We start from the raw sequence: 23,398 nt of genomic DNA, 5'->3' as shown, positions 1-23,398 counted from the left end.
TGAACCTGATCAAAAAACGGCTGTTTGGCCGCCAAAGTGGCGCTTATGGCTTTTTGATCGATTCACAAGCAAGCCCTGCCCCACTATTGTGCAGTGCAGCACGATATTGCCCGTTTGGAGGCAAAATTCTTCGTGACATTTTCACCTGCGTTGGTCTAGTGTGCGCCGATAACCGAGAGGGCGGAGAAAAATCTGCCCTCCTACGCGGTCAAAGTCTTGGGAGGATGCGATCTAGGCGCGGTAACTCGCTGCCGCCGGACACCGGAAACGGATCGGACGCGTTTAAATTGCAAGGCCTCGTGCCTTGCATTTTTTTTGTGCAATCATCTGCTTAGCACGACAAATTACTAAACAGCATTACGTCGCGTCAGCCCATTGAAATCGGAAGCCGGCTTCCGATTTCAACCAAAACGGGCGCCTTCTGCTCAATACTTGCGGAAACTGAGCAGGGACTTTAGCGGCCGTTACTTATGACTAAAGTCCGGTATGATATGCGGGATATCGTCCAAGCTTAGGCCGCCCCCCCTCGTCAGGCCGTAGAAGATGCCGATCACGATCGCGGTGACGATCGTCGTGCGAATCGCCGCACGCAGCATATGCGGTCCTTTCGGAGCGCTCGAAACCGTGCCGAGCGTCACATCCTGGTCCTCGTCCTGCGTGCGCACGCTGAACGGCAGCACGGCGAACAGCACCAGCCACCAGGTGACGAAGAACAGCGCTACGAAAGAAACCCAGTTCATGCCTGCTCCAGTTCGACGAGCGTGCCGAAGAAGTCCTTGGGATGCAGGAACAGCACCGGCTTGCCATGCGCGCCGGTCTTCGGGTTGCCGTCGCCGAGCACGCGCGCGCCGCTCGCCTTGAGATGATCGCGCGCGGCCAGGATGTCGTCCACCTCGTAACAGACGTGATGCATGCCGCCCGACGGATTCTTCTCGAGGAATGCGGCGATCGGCGAAGCCTCGCCCAGCGGTTCCAGCAATTCGATCTTGGTGTTGCCGACATCGACGAACACCACCGTCACGCCGTGTTCTGGCAGTGCCTGCGGTTCGCTGAGCCGCGCGCCCAGTGTATCGCGATAGGCCGCGATCGCCGCAGCCAGATCCGGCACGGCAAGTGCGACATGGTTCAGGCGTCCGAGCATAAAACGCTCCGGTTTTAGGGGAGTAAGGGAGTAGGGCAGTAAGGGAGTAGGGAAAACAGTAAGCCGAAGAAATGCAAACTATTCATTCTTCCCTACTCCCCTACTCCCCTACTGCCTTACTCCCCTATTCCCTTATTCGTCACCGCGTGACGAATACAGTCACCAGCGGCTTCTTGCCCCAGGCTTCGTTGGCGGCGCCGCGCACGGCACGGCGCACCGCCTCCTGCACAAGGTCGAGGTCTTTTCGGCGCTGGCGGGGGATCGAGTCCACCGCGCCGATTGCCGCATCGAGCATCAGGTCTTCCAGCGTTTCGCCGTTGGCGTCCGCCTCGGCGACGCCGATCGCCACCAGATCGGGATCGCCGGCGAGCTCGTATTTGTCGTCGAGCACGACATTGACCGCGACATGGCCGGCGAAGGACAGCTTGCGCCGGTCGCGTATGCCCATGGCCTGGTCGGTGCCGATCAGATAACCGTCCTTGTAGAGGCGGCCGAACGGCACCTGGTCGATGATCGTGGCGGGGCCGGGCCAGAGCCTCAGCATGTCGCCGTCGCGCACCTGCGCCACCTGGCCGATGCCCGACATCGACATCAGCGAACCCTGCGCCACCAGATGCGCCGCCTCGCCATGCACCGGCACCCCGATCTGCGGCCGCACCCATTCATACATCTTGCGCAGCTCGCTGCGGCGCGGATGGCCCGAGACATGCACCAGCGCGTCGCCGTCCTCGATGATCTTCATGCCGAGGTCGATCAGCCGGTTCTTGATCTCCAGGATCGCCTTCTCGTTGCCGGGAATGGTGCGGGAGGAAAACACCACCGTGTCGCCGGCGGTCAGCGCCACCGACTTCATCTCGTCGCGCGAGAGTTTCGCGAGTGCGGCCAGCGGCTCGCCCTGGCTGCCGGTGCAGATGATCACCAGGTTCTCGCGCGGGATGAAGCCGTAATCCTCCTCGCCAATGAATTCCGGCAGGCCGTCCATGTAGCCGAGCTCGCTCGCGACATCGATGACGCGCTTCAGCGAGCGGCCGAGCACCAGGCATTGCCGGCCGGCATCGCGCGCCGCCCTGGCGATCGAGACGATGCGCCCGACATTGGAGGAAAATGTGGTCACCGCGACGCGGCCCTTGGCCTTCTCGATGACGCCCTTGAGGCCTTCGCCGACCGCCACTTCCGACGGCGAGTCGCCTTCCCTCAGCGCATTGGTGGAATCGCAGATCAGCGCCAGCACGCCCTTGTCGCCATAGGCGCGAAAACGCGCCTCGTCGGTCTTCGGCCCGATCGTCGGCGCCGGATCAATCTTCCAGTCGCCAGTGTGGATGACCGTGCCTGCCGGCGTGGTGATCGCCAGCGACATCGGCTCGGGGATGGAGTGCGCCACCGGGATGGCTTCGATCTCGAACGGCCCGATGGTGAACTTCTCGCCGGCCCGGTAGACGGAGGCCGGAATCTTCGGCGCATTCTGCTCGCCCTGCCGCTTGGCCTCCAGTAGCCCTGCGGTGAACGGCGTCATCCAGACCGGGACTTTGAGCTTCGGCCAGATGTCGAGCAGCGCGCCGTAGTGGTCCTCATGCGCATGCGTGATGACGATGCCGCGCAAGCCGTCGAGGTTCTCCTCGATGAAGCGCGTGTCGGGCAGGATGAGGTCGACGCCCGGATGCGCGGTATCGGGAAAGGTGACGCCGACATCGACGACGATCCACTCGCGCGCGTCCGCCGGTCCGTAGCCATAAAGGGCGAAGTTCATGCCGATCTCGCCGACGCCGCCGAGCGGCGCGAACACGAGTTCGGCGTTTTCTCTATTCGCCATGAATTCTTTCCTTCCTGGCCGCTCAGGCCAAGTCAATCAACCTCGCGCCGAGGCGACCGCGCCGAAATGCACGTCGCCGGCCGCGATCGTCAGAACCGATCCGTCATCGTCGCGGATCACGAAACGGCAGTCCTCGTCAATGGTCTCGAAGACGCCACGAACCACATTGCCGTCAATTCTGACAGCAACCTCGCCGCCGAGCCCGGCCGCGCGCGCCAGCCAGCGCTTCCTGATCGCGGCAAGCCCGCGTCCGTCGTCCCACAGTCTGGCGTTCTCGCTCCAGGCATCCGAAAGCGCCAGGAACAGCCTCTCGGCATCGCAATTGGCGCCCAACGCCTGCAGCGATGTCGCCGGATAGGGCAAATCCTCGGGGTAAGCCACGACATTGACGCCGATGCCGACGGCAACGGCAAAGCGGCCGCCTTCGAGCATCGCCGATTCCAGCAGGATGCCGGCGAGCTTGGCGCCGGAGGCGAGCACGTCGTTCGGCCATTTCAGCTCGAAGCGGTTGCGTCCTTCACTGCCGCCGTCAAGGCCGACGGCGATCCGGCCCTGCGGAACGACGGCATCGAGCGCGTCGGCCAGCGCCAGTCCCGCGACGAAGCCGAGCGTCGCGGCGAGCCGCAGTTCGCCGCCGGGAACCAGGAGCAGTGTTGCCGCCAGATTGCCTTCAGGCGTCGCCCAGGCGCGGCCGCGCCGCCCGCGCCCGCTTTCCTGCTTCTTCGAGACGATCCAGAGTTTTCCCGGATCGCCGGCCCGCGCATGGTCCAGCGCCAGCGCGTTGGTCGAGCCGACACTGTCATGGGCCTCGAGCCGGAACCCCTCCGACGCCGCGGTTGGAGCCAGCCGAAATGCCATCCCGTCAGAAGAAGGTCTTGGCGGCGGCTTCGGCGTAGCTGCCGATCGGCCCGCCGATCAGCACGTAGAACAGCACGAAGGCGCCGCTGACGCCGAGCACGAGGCGCAGCTCGCTCGCCATCGGCACGAAGCCGCCGACCGGCTCGTCGAACCACATGATCTTGATGATGCGCAGGTAATAGTAGGCGCCCACCACCGAGGCCAGCACGCCGATGATCGCCAGCGTATAGAGGTTGGCGTTGATGGCGGCCAGGAACACGTACCACTTCCCCCAGAAGCCCGCGAGAGGCGGAATGCCGGCCAGCGAGAACATCAGGATGGTGAGGATGGTGGCCATGATCGGGTTGGTCGAGGCAAGTCCGGCGAGATCGCTGATCTGCTCGACATTGCCTTCCTTGCGCCGCATGGCGAGGATGAAGGCGAAGGTGCCGAGCGTCATCACCAGATAGATCAGCATGTAGATGGCGACGCCGCGCACGCCGGCCTGGCTGTTGGCGGCGAGGCCGACCAGCGCATAGCCCATATGGCCGATCGAGGAATAGGCCATCAGCCGCTTGATGTTGGTCTGGCCGATCGCCGCGAAGGCGCCGAGCGTCATGGAGGCGATGGAGATGAAGACAACGATCTGCTGCCAGTCGGCGGCGATCGGCTTGAAGGCGCCCATGGTGACACGCACGATCAGCGCCATCGCCGCCATCTTCGGCGCCGCCGCGAGGAAGGCGGTGATCGGGGTCGGCGCGCCTTCATAGACGTCCGGCGTCCACATATGGAACGGCACCGCCGAGATCTTGAAGGCAAGGCCCGCGAGCACGAAGACCAGACCGAAGACGAGGCCGAGCTGCCGCTCGCCGGTGCCCAGCGCCGTCGCGATCTCATGGAAGCCGGTGTTGCCGGTGTAGCCGTAGACTAGGCTGATGCCGTAGAGCAGCATGCCCGACGACAGCGCGCCGAGGACGAAGTATTTGAGGCCCGCCTCGGTCGAGCGGAGATTGTCGCGGTTGATCGCCGCCAGCACATAGATCGCCAGCGACTGCAGCTCCAGCCCGAGATAGAGCCCGATCATGCCGTTGGCCGAGATCATCAGCATCATGCCGAGCGTGCAGAGCAGGATCAGCACCGGATACTCGAACTTGTCGAAATGCTCCTGCCTGGCAAAGCGCATCGACATGACCAGCGTTACTGCGGAGCCGATCAGCGCCAAGGTCTTCATGAAGCGGCCGAAGGAATCCTGGACGAAGGCGCTGCCATAGGCAGATCCCTCGCCGCCGGAGAAGGCCAGCCACAGGCCGGCGACCACCAGTACCACGACCGCGAGCCCGGTCACCGTCATCGTGTTGTTGGAGCGCGAATAGGCGCCCACCATCAAAAGCGCGAGCGCGCCGATGGCAAGGATCAGCTCCGGCGTCGAGAGCGAAAGGCTGGAGAGAAGGTCCGGCGTCATGGTGTTTCCCCAGTCAGTTCGCCGCCGCGGTCTGCGCGGAATTGATGGAAGCGGTGACGTTGGTGACGAGCGCCTTGACCGACTGCGTCGTGGCGTCGAACACCGGCGCCGGATAGACGCCGAAGAAGATGACCAGCGCCACCAGCGGGTAGATGATGACCTTCTCGCGCGTCGAGAGGTCCAGCAGGTTCTTCAGGCTTTCCTTGGTCAGCGCGCCGAAGATCACGCGGCGGTAGAGCCAGAGCGCATAAGCCGCCGACAGGATGACGCCGGTGGCGGCGAAGAACGCCACCCAGGTGTTGACCCGGAACACACCGAGCATGGTCAGGAACTCGCCGACGAAGCCGCTGGTTCCCGGCAGGCCGACATTGGCCATGGTGAAGATCATGAACACAGTGGCGTATTTCGGCATGTTGTTGACCAGCCCGCCATAGGCGTCGATCTCGCGCGTATGCATGCGGTCGTAGATGACGCCGACGCACAGGAACAGCGCGCCGGAGACGAGGCCGTGGCTGAGCATCTGGTAGATCGCCCCCTGCACGCCTTCCTGGTTCATCGCGAAGGTGCCCATGGTGACGAAGCCCATGTGGGCGACCGACGAATAGGCGATCAGCTTCTTCATGTCCTCCTGCATCAGCGCCACCAGCGAGGTGTAGATGATGGCGACGACCGAGAGCGTGAAGATCAGCGGCGCGAACATCTCGGACGCCAGCGGGAACATCGGCAGCGAGAAGCGCAGGAAGCCGTACCCGCCCATCTTCAGCAGGATGGCGGCCAGGATGACCGAGCCCGCCGTCGGTGCCTCGACGTGGGCGTCAGGCAGCCAGGTGTGCACCGGCCACATCGGCATCTTCACCGCGAAGGAGGCGAAGAAGGCAAGCCACAGCCAGGTCTGCATGCTGGCCGGGAAGTTATGCGTCAACAGCGTGGTCATGTCGGTCGTGCCGGACTGGAAGAACATCGCCATGATGGCGAGCAGCATCAGCACCGAGCCGGCAAGCGTATAGAGGAAGAACTTGAACGAGGCATAGACGCGCCGCTTGCCGCCCCAGACGCCGATGATGATGAACATCGGGATCAGGCCCGCCTCGAAGAAGACATAGAACAGCACGATGTCGAGCGCGCAGAACACGCCGATCATCAGCGTCTCGAGGATCAGGAAGGCGATCATATAGGCCTTGACCCGCTTCTCGATCGCCTCCCACGAGGCGAGGATGCAAAGCGGCATCAGGAAGGTGGTCAGGATGACGAACAGCATCGAGATGCCGTCGACGCCCATGTGGTAGGAGATGCCTGAATCCAGCCAGGCGTGTTTTTCCACGAACTGGAAGCCGGCCTGCGAATTGTCGAAGCCCTTCCAGATGAACAGCGACACCACGAAGGTGAACGCCGTCGTGATGAAGGCGATCGAGCGGATGTTGCGGCGCGCGTTTTCGCTGTCGTCGCTGATCGGCAGAATGAAGAGAACACCAACCAGCGGCAGGAAGGTGACCAGCGAGAGGATTGGCCAGTCGGTCATCAGAGCATCATCCAGGTGACGAGAGCGGCCACGCCGATCAGCATGGCGAAGGCATAGTGGTAGAGATAGCCGGTCTGCAGCTTGACGACCCGGTTGGTGACGTCGACGACGCGCGCCGAGATGCCGTCGGGGCCGAGGCCGTCGATGACGGCGCCGTCACCGGTCTTCCACAGGAACCTGCCGAGGCGCTTCGCCGGCCGCACGAACAGAAAGTCGTAGAGCTCGTCGAAATACCACTTGTTGAGCAGGAAGCCATAGAGCAGGCGATGGTTGGCGGCGACGCTTCGGGGCAGTTCCGGCGAGCGGATATAGAACTTCCAGGCCACCGCGAAGCCGATGACCATGGCGATGAACGGAGCCAGCTCCACCCACAACGGCAATTCGTGGATCTCGTGCAGGATGTGGTTCTCCGGCAGCGTGAACAGCGACGCCTTCCAGAACTCGGCATAGCCCTCGCCGATGAAGGCGCCGTGGAAGGCAATACCGGCAAACAGCGCGCCGGCGGCCAGCACATAGAGCGGCACCAGCATCACCGGCGGTGATTCATGGACGTGGTGCATGACTTCGTGGCTCGCGCGCGGCTCGCCGTGGAAGGTCATGAAGATCAGCCGCCAGGAATAGAAGCTGGTGAAGCAGGCGGCGATGACCAGCAGCACGAAAGCGAAGCCCGCGATCGCGTTGTGGCTGGCGAAGGACGCCTCGATGATGGCGTCCTTGGAGAAGAAGCCAGCGGTGCCGATCACCGTCGCCGGGATGCCGACGCCGGTCAGCGCCAGCGTGCCGATCACCATCATCCAGTAGGTCTTGGGGATGAGCGTCCGCAACCCGCCCATCTTGCGCATGTCCTGCTCGTCGGAGACGGCATGGATGACCGAGCCCGAGCCGAGGAACAGCAGCGCCTTGAAGAAAGCGTGCGTGAACAGGTGGAAGATCGCCGCGCCATAGGCGCCGACGCCGAGCGCCACGAACATGTAGCCGAGCTGCGAGCAGGTCGAATAGGCGATCACGCGCTTGATGTCGTTCTGCACCAGGCCGACGGTCGCCGCGAAGAAGGCGGTGAAGGCGCCGATGAAGGTGACGACGGTCAGCGCCGAATGCGACAGCTCGAACAGCGGCGAGAGTCTCGCCAGCATGAACACGCCGGCCGTCACCATGGTCGCGGCATGGATCAGCGCCGACACGGGCGTCGGGCCCTCCATGGCGTCGGGCAGCCAGGTGTGCAGCGGCACCTGCGCCGACTTGCCCATGGCGCCCATGAAGAGCAGCAGGCAGACCACCGTCAGCGCGATATGCTTGTCCAGCGCATGGCCGAGGAAAGTCAGCACCGCGGCCCCTTCCGGCGCACCTTCGGCCGGAAGGAAGGAGGCTGCGTTGGCAAAGACTGTGCCGAGATTGACCGAGCCGAACAGCACGAAGACGCCGAAGATGCCAAGCGCGAAGCCGAAGTCGCCGACGCGGTTGACGACGAAGGCCTTGATGGCCGCGGCGTTGGCGGAAGGCTTCTTGTACCAGAAGCCGATCAGCAGGTAGGAGGCGAGGCCGACGCCTTCCCAGCCGAAGTACATCTGCACCAGATTGTCGGCCGTCACCAGCATCAGCATCGCGAAGGTGAACAGCGACAGATAGGCGAAGAAGCGCGGCCGGTCCGGATCGTGGTGCATGTAGCCGATCGAATAGATATGGACCAGCGACGACACCGTGTTGACGACGACCAGCATCACGGCCGTGAGCGTGTCGATCCTGAGCGCCCAGGCGGCGTCGAGCCCGCCGGCCTGGATCCAGCGCAGCACCGGCACGGTGAACACCTCGCCATGGCCGAAGCCGACCGTGAAGAAGGCGATCCACGACAGCACTGCCGAGATCACCAGGAAGCCGGAGGTGATGTATTCGGATGCCTTGGCGCCGAGCGAATTGCCGAACAGGCCGACAATCAGGAAGCCGAGCAGCGGAAGGAAGACGATGGCCTGGTACATGGTTGTTCCCGTCAACCCTTCATCTGGTTCACGTCTTCGACCGCGATCGAGCCGCGGTTGCGGAAGAAGACGACAAGAATGGCAAGTCCGATCGCGGCCTCGGCTGCCGCGACCGTCAGCACGAACAGGGCGAACACCTGTCCGACGAGGTCATGCATCGCCGCCGAGAAGGCGACGAAGTTGATGTTGACCGCGAGCAGGATCAGCTCGATCGACATCAGGATGACGATGATGTTGCGGCGGTTCAAAAAGATGCCGAACACGCCGAGCGTGAACAGGATCGCCGATACGGTCAGATAATGCGCGATGCCGACGACCATCTCAGATACCCTCGCCCGACTTGACCTTGCGGATTTCCATGCCCGTCGCCGGCGTGCGGCCGACCTGGGCAGCGATCGACTGCCGCTTGACGCCAGGCTTGTGGCGCAGCGTCAGCACGATAGCGCCGATCATGGCGACCAGGAGCACGAGGCCGGCGATCTGGAAGTAATAGAGGTAGTCCGTGTAGAGGATGTCGCCGAGCGCGGCCGTGTTGGAGCGCGTGGCGAGGTCCGGCGTTGCCTTCGCCACCGTCGAGGCAAGCTCAGGCGCGAAGCTGTAGCCGCCGAGCACGATGATCAGCTCAGCCGCCAGGATCAGCCCGACCAGCGCGCCGATCGGCGCGTATTGCAGCGCGCCCTGCTTCATCTCGGCAAAGTCGACGTCGAGCATCATGACGACGAACAGGAACAGCACCATCACCGCGCCGACATAGACGACGAGCAGGATCATCGCCAGGAACTCGGCGCCGGTCAGCATGAACAGGCCCGCGGCATTGAAGAAGGTGAGGATCAGGAACAGCACCGAATGCACGGGGTTGCGCGACGAAATGACCATGAAGGCCGACGCCACGGCAATAAAGGCGAAGAGGTAGAAAAAGACCGCCTCTAGTCCACTCAGCATGGGGTTCCCCCGGGTTCCTGTCCGAACACTGGGCTTAGCGCCCCTGCTCGATATCGCCGCCGCCTCCGGCTGGCAAAGTTGGTGTTCCATTAGACGAGGCTCTTCGCCCCGTCCATGCGTCAAATGTCAGCGATAGGGCGCGTCCAGCGCGATGTTGCGCGCCAGTTCCCGCTCCCAGCGATCGCCGTTCGCGAGCAGCTTTTCCTTGTTGTAGTAAAGCTCCTCGCGCGTCTCGGTCGCGAATTCGAAATTCGGCCCCTCGACGATCGCGTCGACCGGGCAGGCTTCCTGGCAGAAACCGCAATAGATGCACTTCACCATGTCGATGTCGTAGCGCACGGTGCGGCGCGTGCCGTCGTTGCGGCGCGGGCCGGCCTCGATGGTGATCGCCTGCGCCGGGCAGATCGCTTCGCAGAGCTTGCAGGCGATGCAGCGTTCCTCGCCGTTGGGATAGCGGCGCAGCGCGTGTTCGCCACGAAAGCGCGGGCTGGTCGGCCCCTTCTCGTGCGGATAGTTGATCGTCTCCTTCGGCGCCACGAACTGGCGCATCGAAAGGAAGAAAGCGCTGACGAAATCCTTCAGCAGCAGGGCCTTTGCGGCTTGGGCAAGAGCGGACATCACGCAAATCCCGTGATCTTGAGGAAGGCGGCGGTGGCTACCACCATGAACAGCGAGATCGGCAGGAAGACCTTCCAGCCCAGCCGCATCAGCTGGTCGTAGCGGTAGCGCGGCACGAACGCCTTCACCATCGAGAACATGAAGAACACCAGGCAGACCTTGAGCACGAACCAGATCAATCCCGGCACCCAGGTGAAGGGCGCGAAGTTGAACGGTGGCAGCCAGCCGCCGAGGAAGAGGATGGTGGCCAGTGCGCACATCAGAACGACGGCGACGTACTCGCCCAGGAAGAAGAGCAGGAACGGCGTCGACGAATATTCAACCATGTGGCCGGCGACGAGTTCCGATTCCGCCTCCACCAGATCGAACGGCGGACGGTTCGTCTCGGCCAGCGCCGAGATGAAGAAGACGATGAACATCGGGAACAGCGACAGCCAGTGCCAGTCGAGGAAGGTGTTGGGCAGGCCGAGCCGCGTGCCCAGCCCATCCTGTTGCGCCAGCACGATGTCGGAGAGGTTGAGCGAGCCGACTGTGAGCAGAACGGTGACGATGACGAAGCCGATCGAGACCTCGTAGGACACCATCTGCGCGGCCGAGCGCAACGCGCCGAGGAACGGATATTTCGAGTTGGACGCCCAGCCGCCCATGATCACGCCATAGACTTCGAGCGAGGAGATGGCGAAGACATAGAGGATGCCGACATTGATGTTGGCGATCGCCCAGCCCTCATTGACCGGAATAACGGCCCAGGCCGAGATCGCCAGCACCGCCGACACCAGCGGCGCGAGCAGGAAGACGCCCTTGTTGGCGCCGGACGGGATCACCGGCTCCTTGAACACGAATTTCAAAAGGTCGGCGAAGGCCTGCAGCGTTCCCCAGGGGCCTACGACGTTCGGGCCGCGGCGCAGTTGCACCGCCGCCCAGATCTTGCGGTCGGCATAGAGCACATAGGCCACGAAGATCAGAAGAACGACGATCAGCGCCACCGATTTCAGAAGGATCAGCAGCGCCGGCAGCACGTAGAAGGAGAAGAAGGTGTCCATGCTTATTCCGCCGCCTGCTTGAAGCCGCTCTTGGCCAGCGCCGAGCATTCGGCCATCACGGCCGAGGCCCGCGCGATCGGGTTGGTCAGATAAAAATCCTTCACCGGCGAGGTGAAGGTGCCCTTGTTCAGCCGGCCGCCGAGCTTCGCCGCCTTGGCGATGTCGTCGGCGCTACCGGGCAGAACCTGATCGATACGGGCGAGATGCGGGTGCTCGCCATAGAGCTTGGCGCGCAGCTGCGCCAGCGAATCGAACGGCAGCTTCTTGCCGAGCACGTCCGAAAGCGCCCTCAGGATCGCCCAGTCCTCGCGCGCCTCGCCCGGCGCGAAGCCGGCACGGTTGGTCTGCTGCACGCGGCCTTCCGTGTTGACATAGGTGCCCGACTTTTCGGTATAGGCCGCGCCCGGCAGGATGACGTTGGCGCGGTGCGCGCCGGCATCGCCATGCGTGCCGATATAGACGACGAAGGCGCCGCCGGTCTTGGCCATATCGATCTCGTCGGCGCCAAGCAGGAACAGAAGATCCGTCTCGCCGAGCATGCCGGCGACGTTCTTGCCGCCCTCGCCCGGCACGAAGCCGACATCGAGGCCGCCGACTCTGGCCGCGGCGTTGTGGAGCACCGCGAAGCCGTTCCAGTCGGCCGTCACGGCCTCAACGGCCGTGGCGAGCTTGGCCGCCTGGCCGAGCACCGCCGCGCCATCGGCGCGCGCCAGCGCGCCCTGGCCGACGATGATCAGCGGATGCGTCGCCTTCTTCAGCACCTCGAAGAACTTGCCGTTGCCGTCGGCCAGGTCCTTCAGCGATTCGGGGCCGGCGCCGAGCAGTTCGTAGTCGTAGCGCGTGTCACCGATCTCTCCGATGACGCCGATCGGCAGATTGCCGACGCGCCAGCGCTTGCGGATGCGCGCGTTGAGCACCGAGGCCTCGAAGCGGGGATTGGCGCCGATGATCAGCACCGCGTCGGCCTGCTCGATGCCCTCGATGGTCGGGTTGAAGATGTAGCTGGCGCGGCCGAGCGACGGATCGAGCGCTGCGCCATCCTGGCGGCAGTCGATGTTCTTCGAGCCGAGCGCTGCCATCAGAAGCTTGAGCGCGTAGATTTCCTCGACCGCAGCGAGGTCGCCGGCAATCGCCCCGATCCGCTCGGGCGCCGTCTTCGAAACCTCGTCCTTGATGGCTACAAACGCTTCTGCCCAGCTTGCCGGGACGAGCTTGCCGTTCTTACGCACATAGGGGCGATCGAGGCGCTGCGTGCGCAGGCCATCCCAGATGAAGCGGGTCTTGTCGGAGATCCACTCCTCGTTCACCGCTTCGTTGACGCGCGGCAGGATGCGCATCACTTCACGGCCCCGGGAGTCGACGCGGATCGCCGAGCCGACGGCGTCCATGACATCGATCGATTCCGTCTTGGTGAGCTCCCATGGCCGCGCCTGGAAGGCGAACGGCTTGGAGGTCAGCGCGCCGACCGGGCAGAGATCGATGACGTTGCCCTGCAGCTCGGACGTCATCGCCTGCTCGAGATAGGTGGTGATCTCGGCATCCTCGCCGCGGCCGATCAGGCCAAGCTCGGAAATGCCGGCGACCTCGGTGGTGAAGCGGACGCAGCGCGTGCAATGGATGCAGCGGTTCATCACCGTCTTGACCAGCGGGCCGATATATTTGTCTTCGACCGCGCGCTTGTTCTCGTGATAGCGCGACGAATCGACGCCGAAGGCCATCGCCTGGTCCTGCAGGTCGCACTCGCCGCCCTGGTCGCAGATCGGGCAATCCAGCGGATGGTTGATCAGCAGGAACTCCATCACGCCTTCGCGGGCCTTCTTGACCATCGGCGTGTTGGTGAAGATCTCCGGCGGCTCGCCATTCGGGCCGGGGCGCAGGTCGCGCACACCCATGGCGCAGGAGGCTTGCGGCTTGGGCGGACCGCCCTTCACCTCGATCAGGCACATACGGCAGTTGCCGGCGATCGACAGCCGCTCGTGGAAGCAGAAGCGCGGCACTTCCGCGCCGGCGTCCTCGGCCGCCTGCAGCAGCGTGTAGTGGTCGGGTACCGTAATCTCTTTCCCGTCGACCTTGAGCTTTGCCATTCGCCTCGAACCCTCGCGGATTTCCCGCAATCTCTCTTTCCGGGCGCGACTGATGCCGCGCCCGGCATTTCATTTCACTTCTTCGCGGCCAGCGCCGCCGCCTGGGCAGCCCAGTCGTCGCGACCAATACGGCCGGCGAGCGACAGGTAATCCTCGACCCAGGCGATCTCTTCCGACGTCCAGGCGGCGATCTGGCCATAGGTCCAGATGCCGAGGCCGTTCAGCACTTTCTCGAGCTTCGGCCCGATGCCGGAAATCGCCTTCAGGTCAGATGGCTTCGCCGGCTTGTCGATCGCCTTCGGCTGCCGGAAGTCTTCCGGCATCAGCCCGGTCGCGGCCGCTTCGGCAACCGTGTCGGTGCCTGTCGCGTCGAGGGCCTTCTCGGTGGCGTTAGCCGCGATGTCGGTCACGTCCCTGGCGAAAGTCTGCGCCTCGGCGATCAGCGTCTCGGCCGCCTTGCGCGCCTTGGACGAGTTGTTGGCGGCTTCCGTCCGCGCCTCGAGATCGTCGAGAAACGGCTGGAACATGCGCTGCGAGGCTTCGATCGCGCCGGAGACCGCGCCCATCCAGACGCCAAGCGCGTGGTTGGCAAGACCGATGCCGAGCGCCGACATCGCCGCCGCACCCGCGACGGGATGCGCCATGAGGTTGACGGCGCTGGCCATCTCGCTCGGCATCATCTTGGTCAGATCCTGGTTCATCTTCTCGAGTTGGTCCAAATAGGGCATCAGCGGGTAGGCTATCGAATACGGCGCCATAGACATCTCCTGGTCGTTTCTTCGTACGCCCGCCCCTGCTTTTCCGTCCCGGGCAACGCCCGTCTTCACAAATTCTATTCCGCCGCCACCATGACCGGCTCGACCCGGTGCGCGTTGCGCGAAAACTCGTCGATGCGGCGTTCCACCTCGCCGCGGAAATGCCGCATCAGGCCCTGGATGGGCCAGGCCGCTGCGTCGCCCAGCGCGCAGATCGTGTGGCCCTCGACCTGCTTGGTGACGTCGAGCAGCATGTCGATCTCGCGCTTCTGCGCCTCGCCGCGCACCAGCCGCTCCATCACCCGCCACATCCAGCCAGTGCCTTCGCGGCACGGCGTGCACTGGCCGCAGCTTTCATGCTTGTAGAAGTAGGACAGCCTGGCGATCGCCTTCACCACGTCGGTCGACTTGTCCACGACGATGACAGCCGCCGTGCCGAGGCCGGATTTGAGGTCGCGCAGCGCGTCGAAATCCATCGGCGCGTCGATGATCTGCTCGGCCGGAACCAGCGGCACCGAAGCGCCGCCCGGGATGACCGCGAGCAGATTGTCCCAGCCGCCGCGAATGCCGCCGCAATGCGTCTCGATCAGCTCGCGGAACGGGATCGACATCGCCTCTTCGAAGGTGCACGGATTGTTGACGTGACCGGAGACGCAGAACAGCTTGGTGCCGGCATTGTTCGGCCGGCCGAAAGACGAGAACCAGGCAGCGCCGCGGCGCAGGATGGTCGGTGCCACGGCGATCGATTCGACGTTGTTGACGGTCGTCGGGCAACCATAAAGGCCGACATTGGCCGGGAATGGCGGCTTCAGCCGCGGCTGGCCCTTCTTGCCTTCGAGGCTTTCGAGCAGCGCCGTCTCCTCGCCGCAGATATAGGCGCCGGCGCCATGGTGCATGTAGACGTCGAAGTCGTAGCCGGATGTGTTGTTCTTGCCGATGAGCTTGGCCGCGTAAGCCTCGTCGATGGCGCGCTGCAGCGCCTCGCGCTCGCGGATGAACTCGCCGCGCACATAGATGTAGGCGGCGATCGCGCCCATGGCGAAGCCGGCGACCAGCGCGCCCTCGACCAGCGTGTGCGGGTCATTGCGCAGGATGTCGCGGTCCTTGCAGGTGCCAGGCTCGGATTCGTCGGCATTGATGACGAGATAGCTCGGGCGGCCGTCGCTCTGCTTGGGCATGAACGACCATTTCAGGCCGGTCGGGAAACCGGCGCCGCCGCGGCCGCGCAGGCCGCTTGCCTTCATCTCGTTGATGATCCAGTCGCGCCCCTTGGCGATGAGGCCCGGCGTGTCGTCCCAGAGGCCGCGCGCCTGCGCTCCGGCCAACGACTTGTCGAACAAGCCGTAGATGTTGGTGAAGATGCGGTCTTTGTCCTGAAGCATTTCTCGTCCCTCAGACCGGCTTCTTGCCGAAGACGCGGATGTACTCGGCGACGCCTCCCTTGGCGAGCGCCTTGGCCTGCTTCACCCAGTCGTCGCGCTCGATGCGGCCACGGAAATTGAGATAGCCGTCGACCCATTCGCGCTCTGCCTTCTTCCACGAGGCGACCTGCGCGAAGGTGTAGATGCCAAGCGAATGCAAGGTGCCTTCGATCTTCGGACCGACGCCGGAGATCAGCTTGAGATCGTCGACAGCTGCCGGGCGCTCGATGCCGGCCGGACGGTTCCTGTCCTCGAGCGAGGGCTTGCCCGTCTTTGATCTGGCATCTGCCTTGGCGGCGGGCTGCTTGGCTTCCGGCGACTTGAAGGCGGAAGCCGGTTCGGCCTTGGCAATCGGCCCGCTGCGCGGCTTCGAAACCGCTTCGACTTCCGGAGAGGCCTGGTTGGCGTTGGCCGCCGAATGGCGTGGCGCCCTGACGCTCGCAGCCTTCTCGGCGGCGGGCGAGACTTTCACCGGCGACGGCGTCGTCAGCGCCGGGCTGGTCTCGGGCGCATCGGTCTTCGGCTTGCTGGATTTCGAAGGCGCGACCGGGCCGGAAGGCGCCGGCGCGGCGGGCGCCTGAGACACGACGGCGGCTGGAGCCGCAGCCGGTGCCGCGGCAGCGGCTTCCCTGGCCGCCTTCGCGGCAGCCTTGGCTTCCTTGTCACGGGTCGATTTCAGGATCGCTTTTTCGCTCTTCAGCGTCGTCAGCCCAGACGCGGGCTCGGAGCCGGTGCGGCCGTTCTGCGGACCAGGCTTCACCTCGGCACCCTTTCCGGCTTCATAGAGATCGATGATCTCGGCCAGCCGTTCCGGCGTCAGGTCCTCGAAGGTGTCCTTGAAGATCATGACCATCGGCGCGTTGACGCAGGCGCCGAGGCACTCGACCTCCTCCCACGACAGCGTGCCCTTGTCATTGGTGTGGAACTGGTCGTGATGGATCTTCGACCGGCAGACATCCATCAGCGCTTCCGAGCCGCGCAGCATGCAGGGCGTGGTGCCGCAGACCTGAATATGGGCGCGGGTGCCGACCGGATTAAGCTGGTACTGCGTGTAGAAGGTCGCGACCTCGAGGCCGCGGATGCGCGGCATGCCGAGCATGTCGGAGATCGTCTCGATCGCCGCCTTGGTCACCCAGCCTTCCTGCTCCTGCGCGATCATCAGCAACGGGATGATGGCCGACTGCTCGCGGCCCTTCGGATATTTGGCGATCCACTGCTTGGCCGCCGCCGCGTTCGCCTTGGTGAAGGCGAAGGAGGCTGGCTGGACGCTGGCATCTGCGAGACGGCGGACTGACATTTAGCGATCGACCTCACCAAACACGATGTCGAGGGAGCCAAGTACGGCGGTGACGTCGGCCAGCATGTGGCCGCGGCACAGGAAATCCATGGCCTGCAGATGCGCGAAACCGGGCGCGCGCAGCTTGCAGCGATAAGGCTTGTTGGTGCCGTCCGAGACCAGATAGACGCCGAACTCGCCCTTGGGCGCCTCGACGGCCGCATAGACCTCGCCGGCCGGCACACGATAGCCCTCGGTATAGAGTTTGAAGTGATGGATGAGCGCTTCCATCGAGCGCTTCATTGCCGCGCGCTTCGGCGGCACCACCTTGCCGTCGAGGTTCGAAACCGGGCCAGTGCCTTCCTTGCCGAGCAAAAGATCGACGCATTGGCGCATGATCTTCGCCGACTGGCGCATCTCTTCCATGCGCACGAGGTAGCGATCGTAGCAGTCGCCGTTCTTGCCGATCGGGATGTCGAAATCCATCTCGGAATAGCATTCATAGGGCTGCGCCTTGCGCAGGTCCCAGGCCGCGCCCGAGCCGCGCACCATCACGCCCGAAAAACCCCAGGCCCAGGCGTCGGCCAGCGACACCGTGCCGATGTCGACATTGCGCTGCTTGAAGATGCGGTTAGGCGTAAGCAGCGCGTCGAGATCGTCGATCGACTTCAGGAACGGGTCGATCCACTTGCCGATGTCCTCGATCAGCTTCTGCGGCAGGTCCTGGTGCACGCCGCCCGGCCGGAAATAGGCCGCATGCATGCGCGAGCCGGAGGCGCGTTCGTAGAATACCATCAGCTTTTCGCGCTCGACGAAGCCCCACAGCGGTGGGGTCAGCGCGCCGACGTCCATCGCCTGCGTCGTCACATTGAGGATGTGCGACATGATGCGGCCCATCTCGGAATAGAGCACGCGGATCAGCTGCCCACGCTTCGGCACCTCGATGCCGAGCAAGCGCTCTGCAGCGAGCGCGAAGGCATGCTCCTGGTTCATCGGCGCGCAATAATCGAGCCGGTCGAGATAGGGCACCGCCTGCAGATAGGTCTTTGCCTCGATCAGCTTCTCGGTGCCGCGATGAAGCAGGCCGATATGCGGATCGACGCGGTCGACCACCTCGCCGTCCAGCTCCAGCACCAGGCGCAAAACGCCATGCGCTGCAGGGTGTTGCGGACCGAAGTTGATGTTGAAGTTGCGGACGGAGGTTTCAGCCATTCTGGCGCCTCTGGCGAGTCAGTAGTGAGTAGTGAGTAGTGATCATCAGCTCAACGCCTACTTATTCCGCCTGTTTAGCCTGCACCGTTCTGATCAGAGATCGCATCATTTTCCCAATCTCTTCACACCGAAGCAGCAGTTCAGTCTCAAGGTCTCTTTCCAGCATACCCACACGGCATGCCAGCAATACGTGGGTCTCTAGCTCTTTCAACGAACCCTGCGCCATGCGCAGAAATTGAACGAACGAACCCCTATTCTCACGACCATACCCTTCAGCGATATTAGCGGCGATAGATACCGCCGAGCGGCGCATCTGGGAGGTCATTCCATAGATCTCGTCTTTCGGAAAACCTTTGGTGACGCGATAGCAATCTTCAGCGAGAATCATCGCCGATTGCCACACCATCAGGTCGCGATAAGATTCGATCCGCTTTCCCAATTCCTTCCCTACTTACTACTTCCCTACTCACTGTTTCGCTTTTTCATCCCCCGGCAGGACGTAGTCCGTCCCTTCCCAAGGAGAAAGAAAATCGAAATTGCGGAATTCCTGCTTGAGCTCGACCGGCTCGTAGATGACCCGCTTGGCCTCGTCGTCGTAGCGCACCTCGACGAAGCCGGTCAGCGGGAAATCCTTGCGCAGCGGATGCCCATCAAAGCCGTAGTCGGTGAGGATGCGGCGCAGGTCCGGATGATCGGAGAACAGCACGCCGTAAAGGTCGTAGGTCTCGCGCTCATACCAGTCGGCGCCGGGATAGACGGCGGTCAGCGACGGCACCAGCGTCTCTTCGTCGGCCTGGACCTTGAGCCGGATGCGGACATTCTGCTTCGGCGACAACAGGTGGTAGACGACGTCGAAGCGCCTGGCCCGCGACGGATAGTCCGCGCCGGAGATGTCGATGATCGAGATGAACTGGCAGCGCGGGTCGTCGCGCAGGAAGGTCGCCACCTCGATCAGATTGCCCGGTTCGACGGAGACGGTCAGTTCGCCATAGGCGAGCACGGTTTCGCCGATGCGGCCGGAGAGCTTCTCGCCGAGATAGGTGGAGAGTTCGGTCAACGCCTGGGTCATCGGCTCACCGTTCGATCGTGCCGGTGCGGCGGATCTTCTTCTGCAACAGAAGAATGCCGTAGAGCAGCGCTTCCGCGCTCGGCGGGCAGCCCGGCACGTAGATGTCGACCGGCACGATGCGGTCGCAGCCGCGCACCACCGAATAGGAATAGTGGTAGTAGCCGCCGCCATTGGCGCAGGAGCCCATCGAGATGACGTAGCGCGGCTCCGGCATCTGGTCGTAGACCTTGCGCAACGCCGGCGCCATCTTGTTGGTCAGCGTGCCGGCCACGATCATGATGTCGGACTGGCGCGGAGACGCGCGCGGCGCGACGCCGAACCGCTCGCTGTCGTAGCGCGGCATCGAGGTGTGGATCATCTCGACCGCGCAGCAGGCGAGGCCGAAGGTCATGAACATCAGCGAGCCGCTGCGCGCCCAGGTGATCAGCGCTTCAGTCGAGGTGACGAGGAAACCCTTGTCGGCCAGCTCATTGTTGATTTCGAGGAAGAAGGGATCGTCCTCCCCCACCGGCCTGCCGGTGTTGGGGTCGATGATGCCCTTGGGCTTCGGCGCGACGAGGGTGCCTGAACTGTCGTTCAATCCCATTCCAGCGCTCCTTTTTTCCATTCATAGGCAAAGCCGATGGTCAGCACCGCCAGGAACACCATCATCGACCAGAAGCCGAGCATACCGAGCTTGGAGAAGGACACCGCCCATGGGAACAGGAAGGCGACCTCGAGATCGAAGATGATGAACAGGATCGACACCAGATAGAAGCGGATGTCGAACTTCATGCGGGCGTCGTCGAACGAATTGAACCCGCATTCATAGGCGGAAAGCTTTTCCGGGTCGGGATTGCGGTAGGCCACCAGGAACGGCGCGATGATAAGCGCGAGACCAACGACCATCGCTACTGCGATGAAGAGGACGATGGGCAGATACGAACTTAGGAGTGCGCTCATGCGGCGGCTTTCCGTTGGCGGCCAATTCACTTTGATTACAGCAACGGACTCTAATGCGGAAGCGTGACAGTTTAACCCGCTGAACCGTTTTAAGGGCCCTATGCTGCGACGCGGCGAGGGTTAGCGCAGCGGTTTCGGCGACGCAAGTCAAACCTTGTTCAAAATCCCGCCCTGGACGCCATATCGGAAGAAACTGGTCCGATCCGCTCCTGTTTGATTTCTTTCACTTTTTACTCCACTTTTCTCTCCTGACATATCTCCCGCCATTTGCCTGCTAGCATGGCCGGAATCACCGGCTAAAAATCCGGCAGAACTGATCAGGGCGAGAGCAGCTCGATGAAGGAAAAGATCTCGCTGGCCATGGCCAGGCGCATCGCGCTCGGCGCACAGGGCTTCACCGATGCGCGGCCGGCCGGTACGCCCGATCGCCGGCACCTCGCCCGCGTGCTCTCTCGCACCGGCCTGCTGCAGATCGATTCCGTCAGCGCGGTGGTGCGCGCCCACTACATGCCGCTCTATTCGCGCCTCGGCCCCTACCCGCTCGCGCTGCTCGACAACGCGGCCGTAAGCCGCAAGCGCGCCGTCTTTGAATATTGGGCGCATGAGGCGTCGTTCCTGCCGGTCGAGACCTGGCCGCTGATGCGCTGGCGCATGCAGCGCGCCGAGCGCGGCGAGGAAATGTATCTCGGCCTCGCCAAATGGGGTCGCGAGCGCAAGGCAATGATCGACGAGATCTACGGGCAAGTCGCGGAACGCGGGCCGATTGCCGCCTCCGACATCGAAGGCCACAAGGGCAACGGCGGCTGGTGGGGCTGGAGCGAGGCCAAGCACGCCTTCGAATGGCTGTTCTGGGCCGGGCGCATCACCACCGCCTACCGGCGCGGGTTCGAACGCTACTACGATCTGCCGGAGCGTGTTCTGCCGCAGTCTGTGCTGGATTTGCCCGTGCCTTCTGTCGAGGACGCGCACCGTGAATTGCTGCGCATATCCGCGCGCGCCCACGGCATCGCCACCTATGGCGACCTGCGCGATTATTTCCGCCTCGCGCCGGGCGACGTGAAGGATCGCATCGAGGAACTGGTCGAGACGGGCGAACTGCTGCCGGTGCGGGTCGAAGGCTGGGACAAGACCGCTTATCTCTATAAGGACGCGCGCATTCCGCGCCGGATCGGGGCGCGCGCCCTGCTCGCTCCCTTCGATCCGGTGGTCTTCGAACGCACCCGCACGGAAAAGCTGTTCGGCTTCCGCTATCGCATCGAGATCTACACGCCGGCCGAAAAACGCCAGTATGGCTACTATGTGCTGCCCTTCCTGCTAGGCGACCGGATCGTCGCCCGTGTCGATCTGAGGGCCGACCGCCCGGCGAGCATGCTGCGCGTCCATGCGGCTTATGCTGAAGCCGGCGCTCCGACCGAAACGGCCGCCCAGCTCTTCGATGAGCTGAAACAGATTCAGACCTGGCTAGGCCTGGAGAGCATCGAGGTAACCCCGGCCGGCGACCTTGGGCCGGCGCTGGCCGACATTTCGGTGTCGTAGCCGCGCGTTGACAGCCGCGTAGCTCTAAGCCTAAATCCGCCGCAGACGGTCTTCTCCCGGCAAAGGGAGGAGCCAAGAGGGAATGCGGTGCGGGAAAAATCCCAACTCCGCGGCTGTCCCCGCAACTGTGAGCGACGAGCCTCAGCCGAAAACCACTGGGATGTCTCCCGGGAAGGCGGCGCCAAGGCGATGACCCGCGAGCCAGGAGACCTGCCGTCTGAGACTTTAAGTATCCGAACGCCCGGCGGGTTTTCCGGGCAAGGAGCCTGGTTTTGGATCGCAACGGCAGTTTTCCAGCCAATATCGCGGATTTTTCGTCCGAGCCCGACGACGCATTGGCCGGAGTCACCGTCATCGTCTGCTCGTCCTGCCGCGACGAGACCGGCTCGGACGCGCATCCGCGCGCCGGCGCCCTGCTTGCCGAAGATACGCGACGCGCCGCATCGGACGAAAACATCCGCATCCGCACCGTCGAATGCCTCGGCAATTGCAAGCGCCGCCTGAGCGCAGCGCTCCTGCGCGACGGCTGCTGGAGCTACGTCTTCGGCGACCTGGAAACCGCCAGCGGCGCCGACCTCGTCGCCGGCGCAAAACTCTTCGCCACCTCGACCGACGGCCTTATCCCCTGGCGCGGCCGGCCCGATTCCCTCAAGCGCGGCCTTGTCGCCCGCATCCCTCCTCTCGACCTCCTGAAGGACTGACCATGAACGCCTCCGTCTCCCGTGTTCCCTGCACCGTCGTCACCGGCTTCCTAGGCGCCGGCAAGACGACGCTGATCCGCAACCTGCTCGAAAACGCCAAGGGCAAGCGGCTGGCGATCATCGTCAACGAATTCGGCGATGTCGGCATCGACGGCGAGATCCTGAAAGGCTGCGGCATCGACACCTGTCCCGAGGAAAACATCGTCGAGCTCGCCAATGGCTGCATCTGCTGCACCGTCGCCGACGACTTCATCCCGGCGCTCGACCAGATCCTGTCGCTTAACCCCAAGGTCGACCACATCCTGATCGAGACCTCGGGCCTCGCTCTGCCGAAGCCGCTGGTGCAAGCCTTTCAGTGGCCTAGCGTGAAGAGCCGCGTCACCGTCGATGGTGTCGTTGCTGTGGTCGATGGCCTGGCACTGGCCGACGGCCGCGTCGCCTCCGACATGGACGCCCTGCAGGCGCAGCGCGCCGCCGACGACTCGCTCGACCATGACGATCCGGTCAAGGAGGTGTTCGAGGACCAGATCGCCTGCGCCGACCTGATCATCCTGTCGAAGAGCGACCTGATGGACGCGGCCGGCTCGCAGCGCGCCAACGCCGTCATCGGCGAGCATGTGGCGCGGGCCGTGAAAGTCCTGCCGACCACGCACGGCAAGGTCGATCCGTCGGTGTTGCTCGGCCTCGGCCTTGCCGTCGAGGACGACATCGAAAACCGCAAGACGCACCACGACGACGAGCTCGAACATGAGCACGACGATTTTGATTCCTTCGTCATCGATATCCCGTCGATCTTGCATCCGGACGAGCTGGCGAAGCGCGTCGCCCTTGCGGCCGAGCAGGAAAACGTGCTGCGCGTCAAAGGCTTCGTCGAGGTTGGCGGCAAGCCGATGCGGCTTCTGCTGCAGGCCGTCGGCCCGCGCGTCAACCACTATTACGATCGCGCCTGGACCACCGAGGACGACCGCCGCTCGCGGCTCGTCGTCATCGGCCTCAAGGGGCTCAATCGCCCGGCGGTCGAACGTATCCTCGCCGGCTGAGGCAAGCACGAAAAGCG

At 63.7% G+C, this 23,398-nt stretch carries 23 protein-coding genes and 1 riboswitch; of the genes, 3 read left to right on the top strand and 20 right to left on the bottom strand.

Annotation, left to right across the window (positions count from 1 at the left end; genetic code table 11):
- Window positions 1-464: 464 nt before the first annotated feature.
- From EJ070_RS21935 to EJ070_RS21840, 20 genes are all read right to left on the bottom strand, one after another.
- The gene (locus EJ070_RS21935) at window positions 465-740 is read right to left on the bottom strand and encodes a DUF1467 family protein (protein ID WP_126093217.1); all 276 of its coding nucleotides are present in this window, start codon (window positions 738-740) and stop codon (window positions 465-467) included.
- Window positions 737-1,141, bottom strand: coding sequence for a methylmalonyl-CoA epimerase (mce, locus tag EJ070_RS21930; RefSeq protein ID WP_126093216.1), 405 nt, complete (start codon window positions 1,139-1,141; stop codon window positions 737-739). The genes EJ070_RS21935 and mce overlap by 4 nt, the downstream gene beginning before the upstream one ends.
- Window positions 1,142-1,280: 139 nt before the next feature.
- Entirely contained in the window at window positions 1,281-2,951 is a 1,671-nt protein-coding gene (locus EJ070_RS21925; protein ID WP_126093215.1) for a ribonuclease J, read from the bottom strand.
- Between the two features lie 36 nt (window positions 2,952-2,987).
- On the bottom strand, window positions 2,988-3,809 hold the full coding sequence (locus EJ070_RS21920) for a biotin--[acetyl-CoA-carboxylase] ligase (RefSeq protein ID WP_126093214.1): 822 nt from the start codon (window positions 3,807-3,809) through the stop codon (window positions 2,988-2,990).
- A gap of 4 nt (window positions 3,810-3,813) precedes the next feature.
- A complete protein-coding gene (gene nuoN, locus EJ070_RS21915) occupies window positions 3,814-5,250 on the bottom strand; it encodes an NADH-quinone oxidoreductase subunit NuoN (RefSeq protein ID WP_126093213.1) in 1,437 nt (478 codons plus the stop codon).
- A 13-nt stretch (window positions 5,251-5,263) separates the two neighbouring features.
- Window positions 5,264-6,769 carry an NADH-quinone oxidoreductase subunit M gene (locus EJ070_RS21910; RefSeq protein WP_126093212.1) on the bottom strand — a complete coding sequence of 502 codons (1,506 nt, stop codon included), beginning with the start codon at window positions 6,767-6,769 and terminating at the stop codon, window positions 5,264-5,266.
- Window positions 6,769-8,742, bottom strand: coding sequence for an NADH-quinone oxidoreductase subunit L (gene nuoL / locus EJ070_RS21905; RefSeq protein ID WP_126093211.1), 1,974 nt, complete (start codon window positions 8,740-8,742; stop codon window positions 6,769-6,771). Before nuoL ends, EJ070_RS21910 begins: the two co-directional genes overlap by 1 nt.
- Before the next feature lie 11 nt (window positions 8,743-8,753).
- Window positions 8,754-9,062, bottom strand: a complete 309-nt coding sequence (gene nuoK / locus EJ070_RS21900; protein ID WP_126093210.1) for an NADH-quinone oxidoreductase subunit NuoK — start codon at window positions 9,060-9,062, stop codon at window positions 8,754-8,756.
- Window position 9,063: 1 nt separating this feature from the next.
- Complete coding sequence (locus EJ070_RS21895) at window positions 9,064-9,684, bottom strand: NADH-quinone oxidoreductase subunit J (protein WP_126093209.1); 621 nt, start codon at window positions 9,682-9,684, stop codon at window positions 9,064-9,066.
- A gap of 126 nt (window positions 9,685-9,810) precedes the next feature.
- Window positions 9,811-10,302, bottom strand: coding sequence for an NADH-quinone oxidoreductase subunit NuoI (gene nuoI / locus EJ070_RS21890; RefSeq protein ID WP_066998784.1), 492 nt, complete (start codon window positions 10,300-10,302; stop codon window positions 9,811-9,813).
- Window positions 10,302-11,345, bottom strand: coding sequence for an NADH-quinone oxidoreductase subunit NuoH (gene nuoH / locus EJ070_RS21885; protein WP_126093208.1), 1,044 nt, complete (start codon window positions 11,343-11,345; stop codon window positions 10,302-10,304). The genes nuoI and nuoH overlap by 1 nt, the downstream gene beginning before the upstream one ends.
- A 2-nt stretch (window positions 11,346-11,347) precedes the next feature.
- A complete protein-coding gene (nuoG, locus tag EJ070_RS21880) occupies window positions 11,348-13,429 on the bottom strand; it encodes an NADH-quinone oxidoreductase subunit NuoG (RefSeq protein WP_126093207.1) in 2,082 nt (693 codons plus the stop codon).
- A 74-nt stretch (window positions 13,430-13,503) separates the two neighbouring features.
- Complete coding sequence (locus EJ070_RS21875) at window positions 13,504-14,187, bottom strand: NADH-ubiquinone dehydrogenase (RefSeq protein WP_126093206.1); 684 nt, start codon at window positions 14,185-14,187, stop codon at window positions 13,504-13,506.
- Between the two features lie 74 nt (window positions 14,188-14,261).
- Window positions 14,262-15,566 (bottom strand): NADH-quinone oxidoreductase subunit NuoF, encoded by a 1,305-nt coding sequence (gene nuoF / locus EJ070_RS21870; protein WP_126093205.1) that lies wholly within the window; start codon window positions 15,564-15,566, stop codon window positions 14,262-14,264.
- A 10-nt stretch (window positions 15,567-15,576) separates the two neighbouring features.
- Window positions 15,577-16,902: an NADH-quinone oxidoreductase subunit E gene (locus tag EJ070_RS21865; protein ID WP_126093204.1), complete on the bottom strand. Its 1,326-nt coding sequence runs from the start codon at window positions 16,900-16,902 to the stop codon at window positions 15,577-15,579.
- Window positions 16,903-18,093: an NADH-quinone oxidoreductase subunit D gene (locus EJ070_RS21860; protein WP_126093203.1), complete on the bottom strand. Its 1,191-nt coding sequence runs from the start codon at window positions 18,091-18,093 to the stop codon at window positions 16,903-16,905.
- A gap of 61 nt (window positions 18,094-18,154) precedes the next feature.
- Entirely contained in the window at window positions 18,155-18,532 is a 378-nt protein-coding gene (locus EJ070_RS21855) for a four helix bundle protein (RefSeq protein WP_126093202.1), read from the bottom strand.
- Between the two features lie 27 nt (window positions 18,533-18,559).
- Window positions 18,560-19,162 (bottom strand): NADH-quinone oxidoreductase subunit C, encoded by a 603-nt coding sequence (locus tag EJ070_RS21850; protein ID WP_126093201.1) that lies wholly within the window; start codon window positions 19,160-19,162, stop codon window positions 18,560-18,562.
- A 4-nt stretch (window positions 19,163-19,166) separates the two neighbouring features.
- A complete protein-coding gene (locus EJ070_RS21845; protein WP_013531090.1) occupies window positions 19,167-19,748 on the bottom strand; it encodes an NADH-quinone oxidoreductase subunit B in 582 nt (193 codons plus the stop codon).
- A complete protein-coding gene (locus EJ070_RS21840) occupies window positions 19,739-20,104 on the bottom strand; it encodes an NADH-quinone oxidoreductase subunit A (protein ID WP_112127345.1) in 366 nt (121 codons plus the stop codon). The genes EJ070_RS21845 and EJ070_RS21840 overlap by 10 nt, the downstream gene beginning before the upstream one ends.
- Before the next feature lie 336 nt (window positions 20,105-20,440).
- Between EJ070_RS21840 and EJ070_RS21835 the strand changes: the two genes are divergently transcribed.
- The 3 genes from EJ070_RS21835 (at window position 20,441) to cobW (ending at window position 23,381) form a co-directional block, all read left to right on the top strand.
- Complete coding sequence (locus EJ070_RS21835; RefSeq protein WP_126093200.1) at window positions 20,441-21,640, top strand: winged helix-turn-helix domain-containing protein; 1,200 nt, start codon at window positions 20,441-20,443, stop codon at window positions 21,638-21,640.
- A 29-nt stretch (window positions 21,641-21,669) separates the two neighbouring features.
- Window positions 21,670-21,873: riboswitch (cobalamin riboswitch) on the top strand.
- A gap of 39 nt (window positions 21,874-21,912) precedes the next feature.
- Complete coding sequence (locus EJ070_RS21830; RefSeq protein ID WP_126093199.1) at window positions 21,913-22,341, top strand: DUF1636 family protein; 429 nt, start codon at window positions 21,913-21,915, stop codon at window positions 22,339-22,341.
- A 2-nt stretch (window positions 22,342-22,343) separates the two neighbouring features.
- Window positions 22,344-23,381 (top strand): cobalamin biosynthesis protein CobW, encoded by a 1,038-nt coding sequence (cobW, locus tag EJ070_RS21825; RefSeq protein ID WP_126093198.1) that lies wholly within the window; start codon window positions 22,344-22,346, stop codon window positions 23,379-23,381.
- Window positions 23,382-23,398 lie beyond the last annotated feature (17 nt).

Source organism: Mesorhizobium sp. M1E.F.Ca.ET.045.02.1.1, assembly GCF_003952485.1.
In the GTDB taxonomy this organism is placed as follows: Bacteria; Pseudomonadota; Alphaproteobacteria; order Rhizobiales; family Rhizobiaceae; genus Mesorhizobium.
Note: the sequence above shows the minus strand (reverse complement) of the source record. Positions and strands in the feature narration are given on the sequence as shown.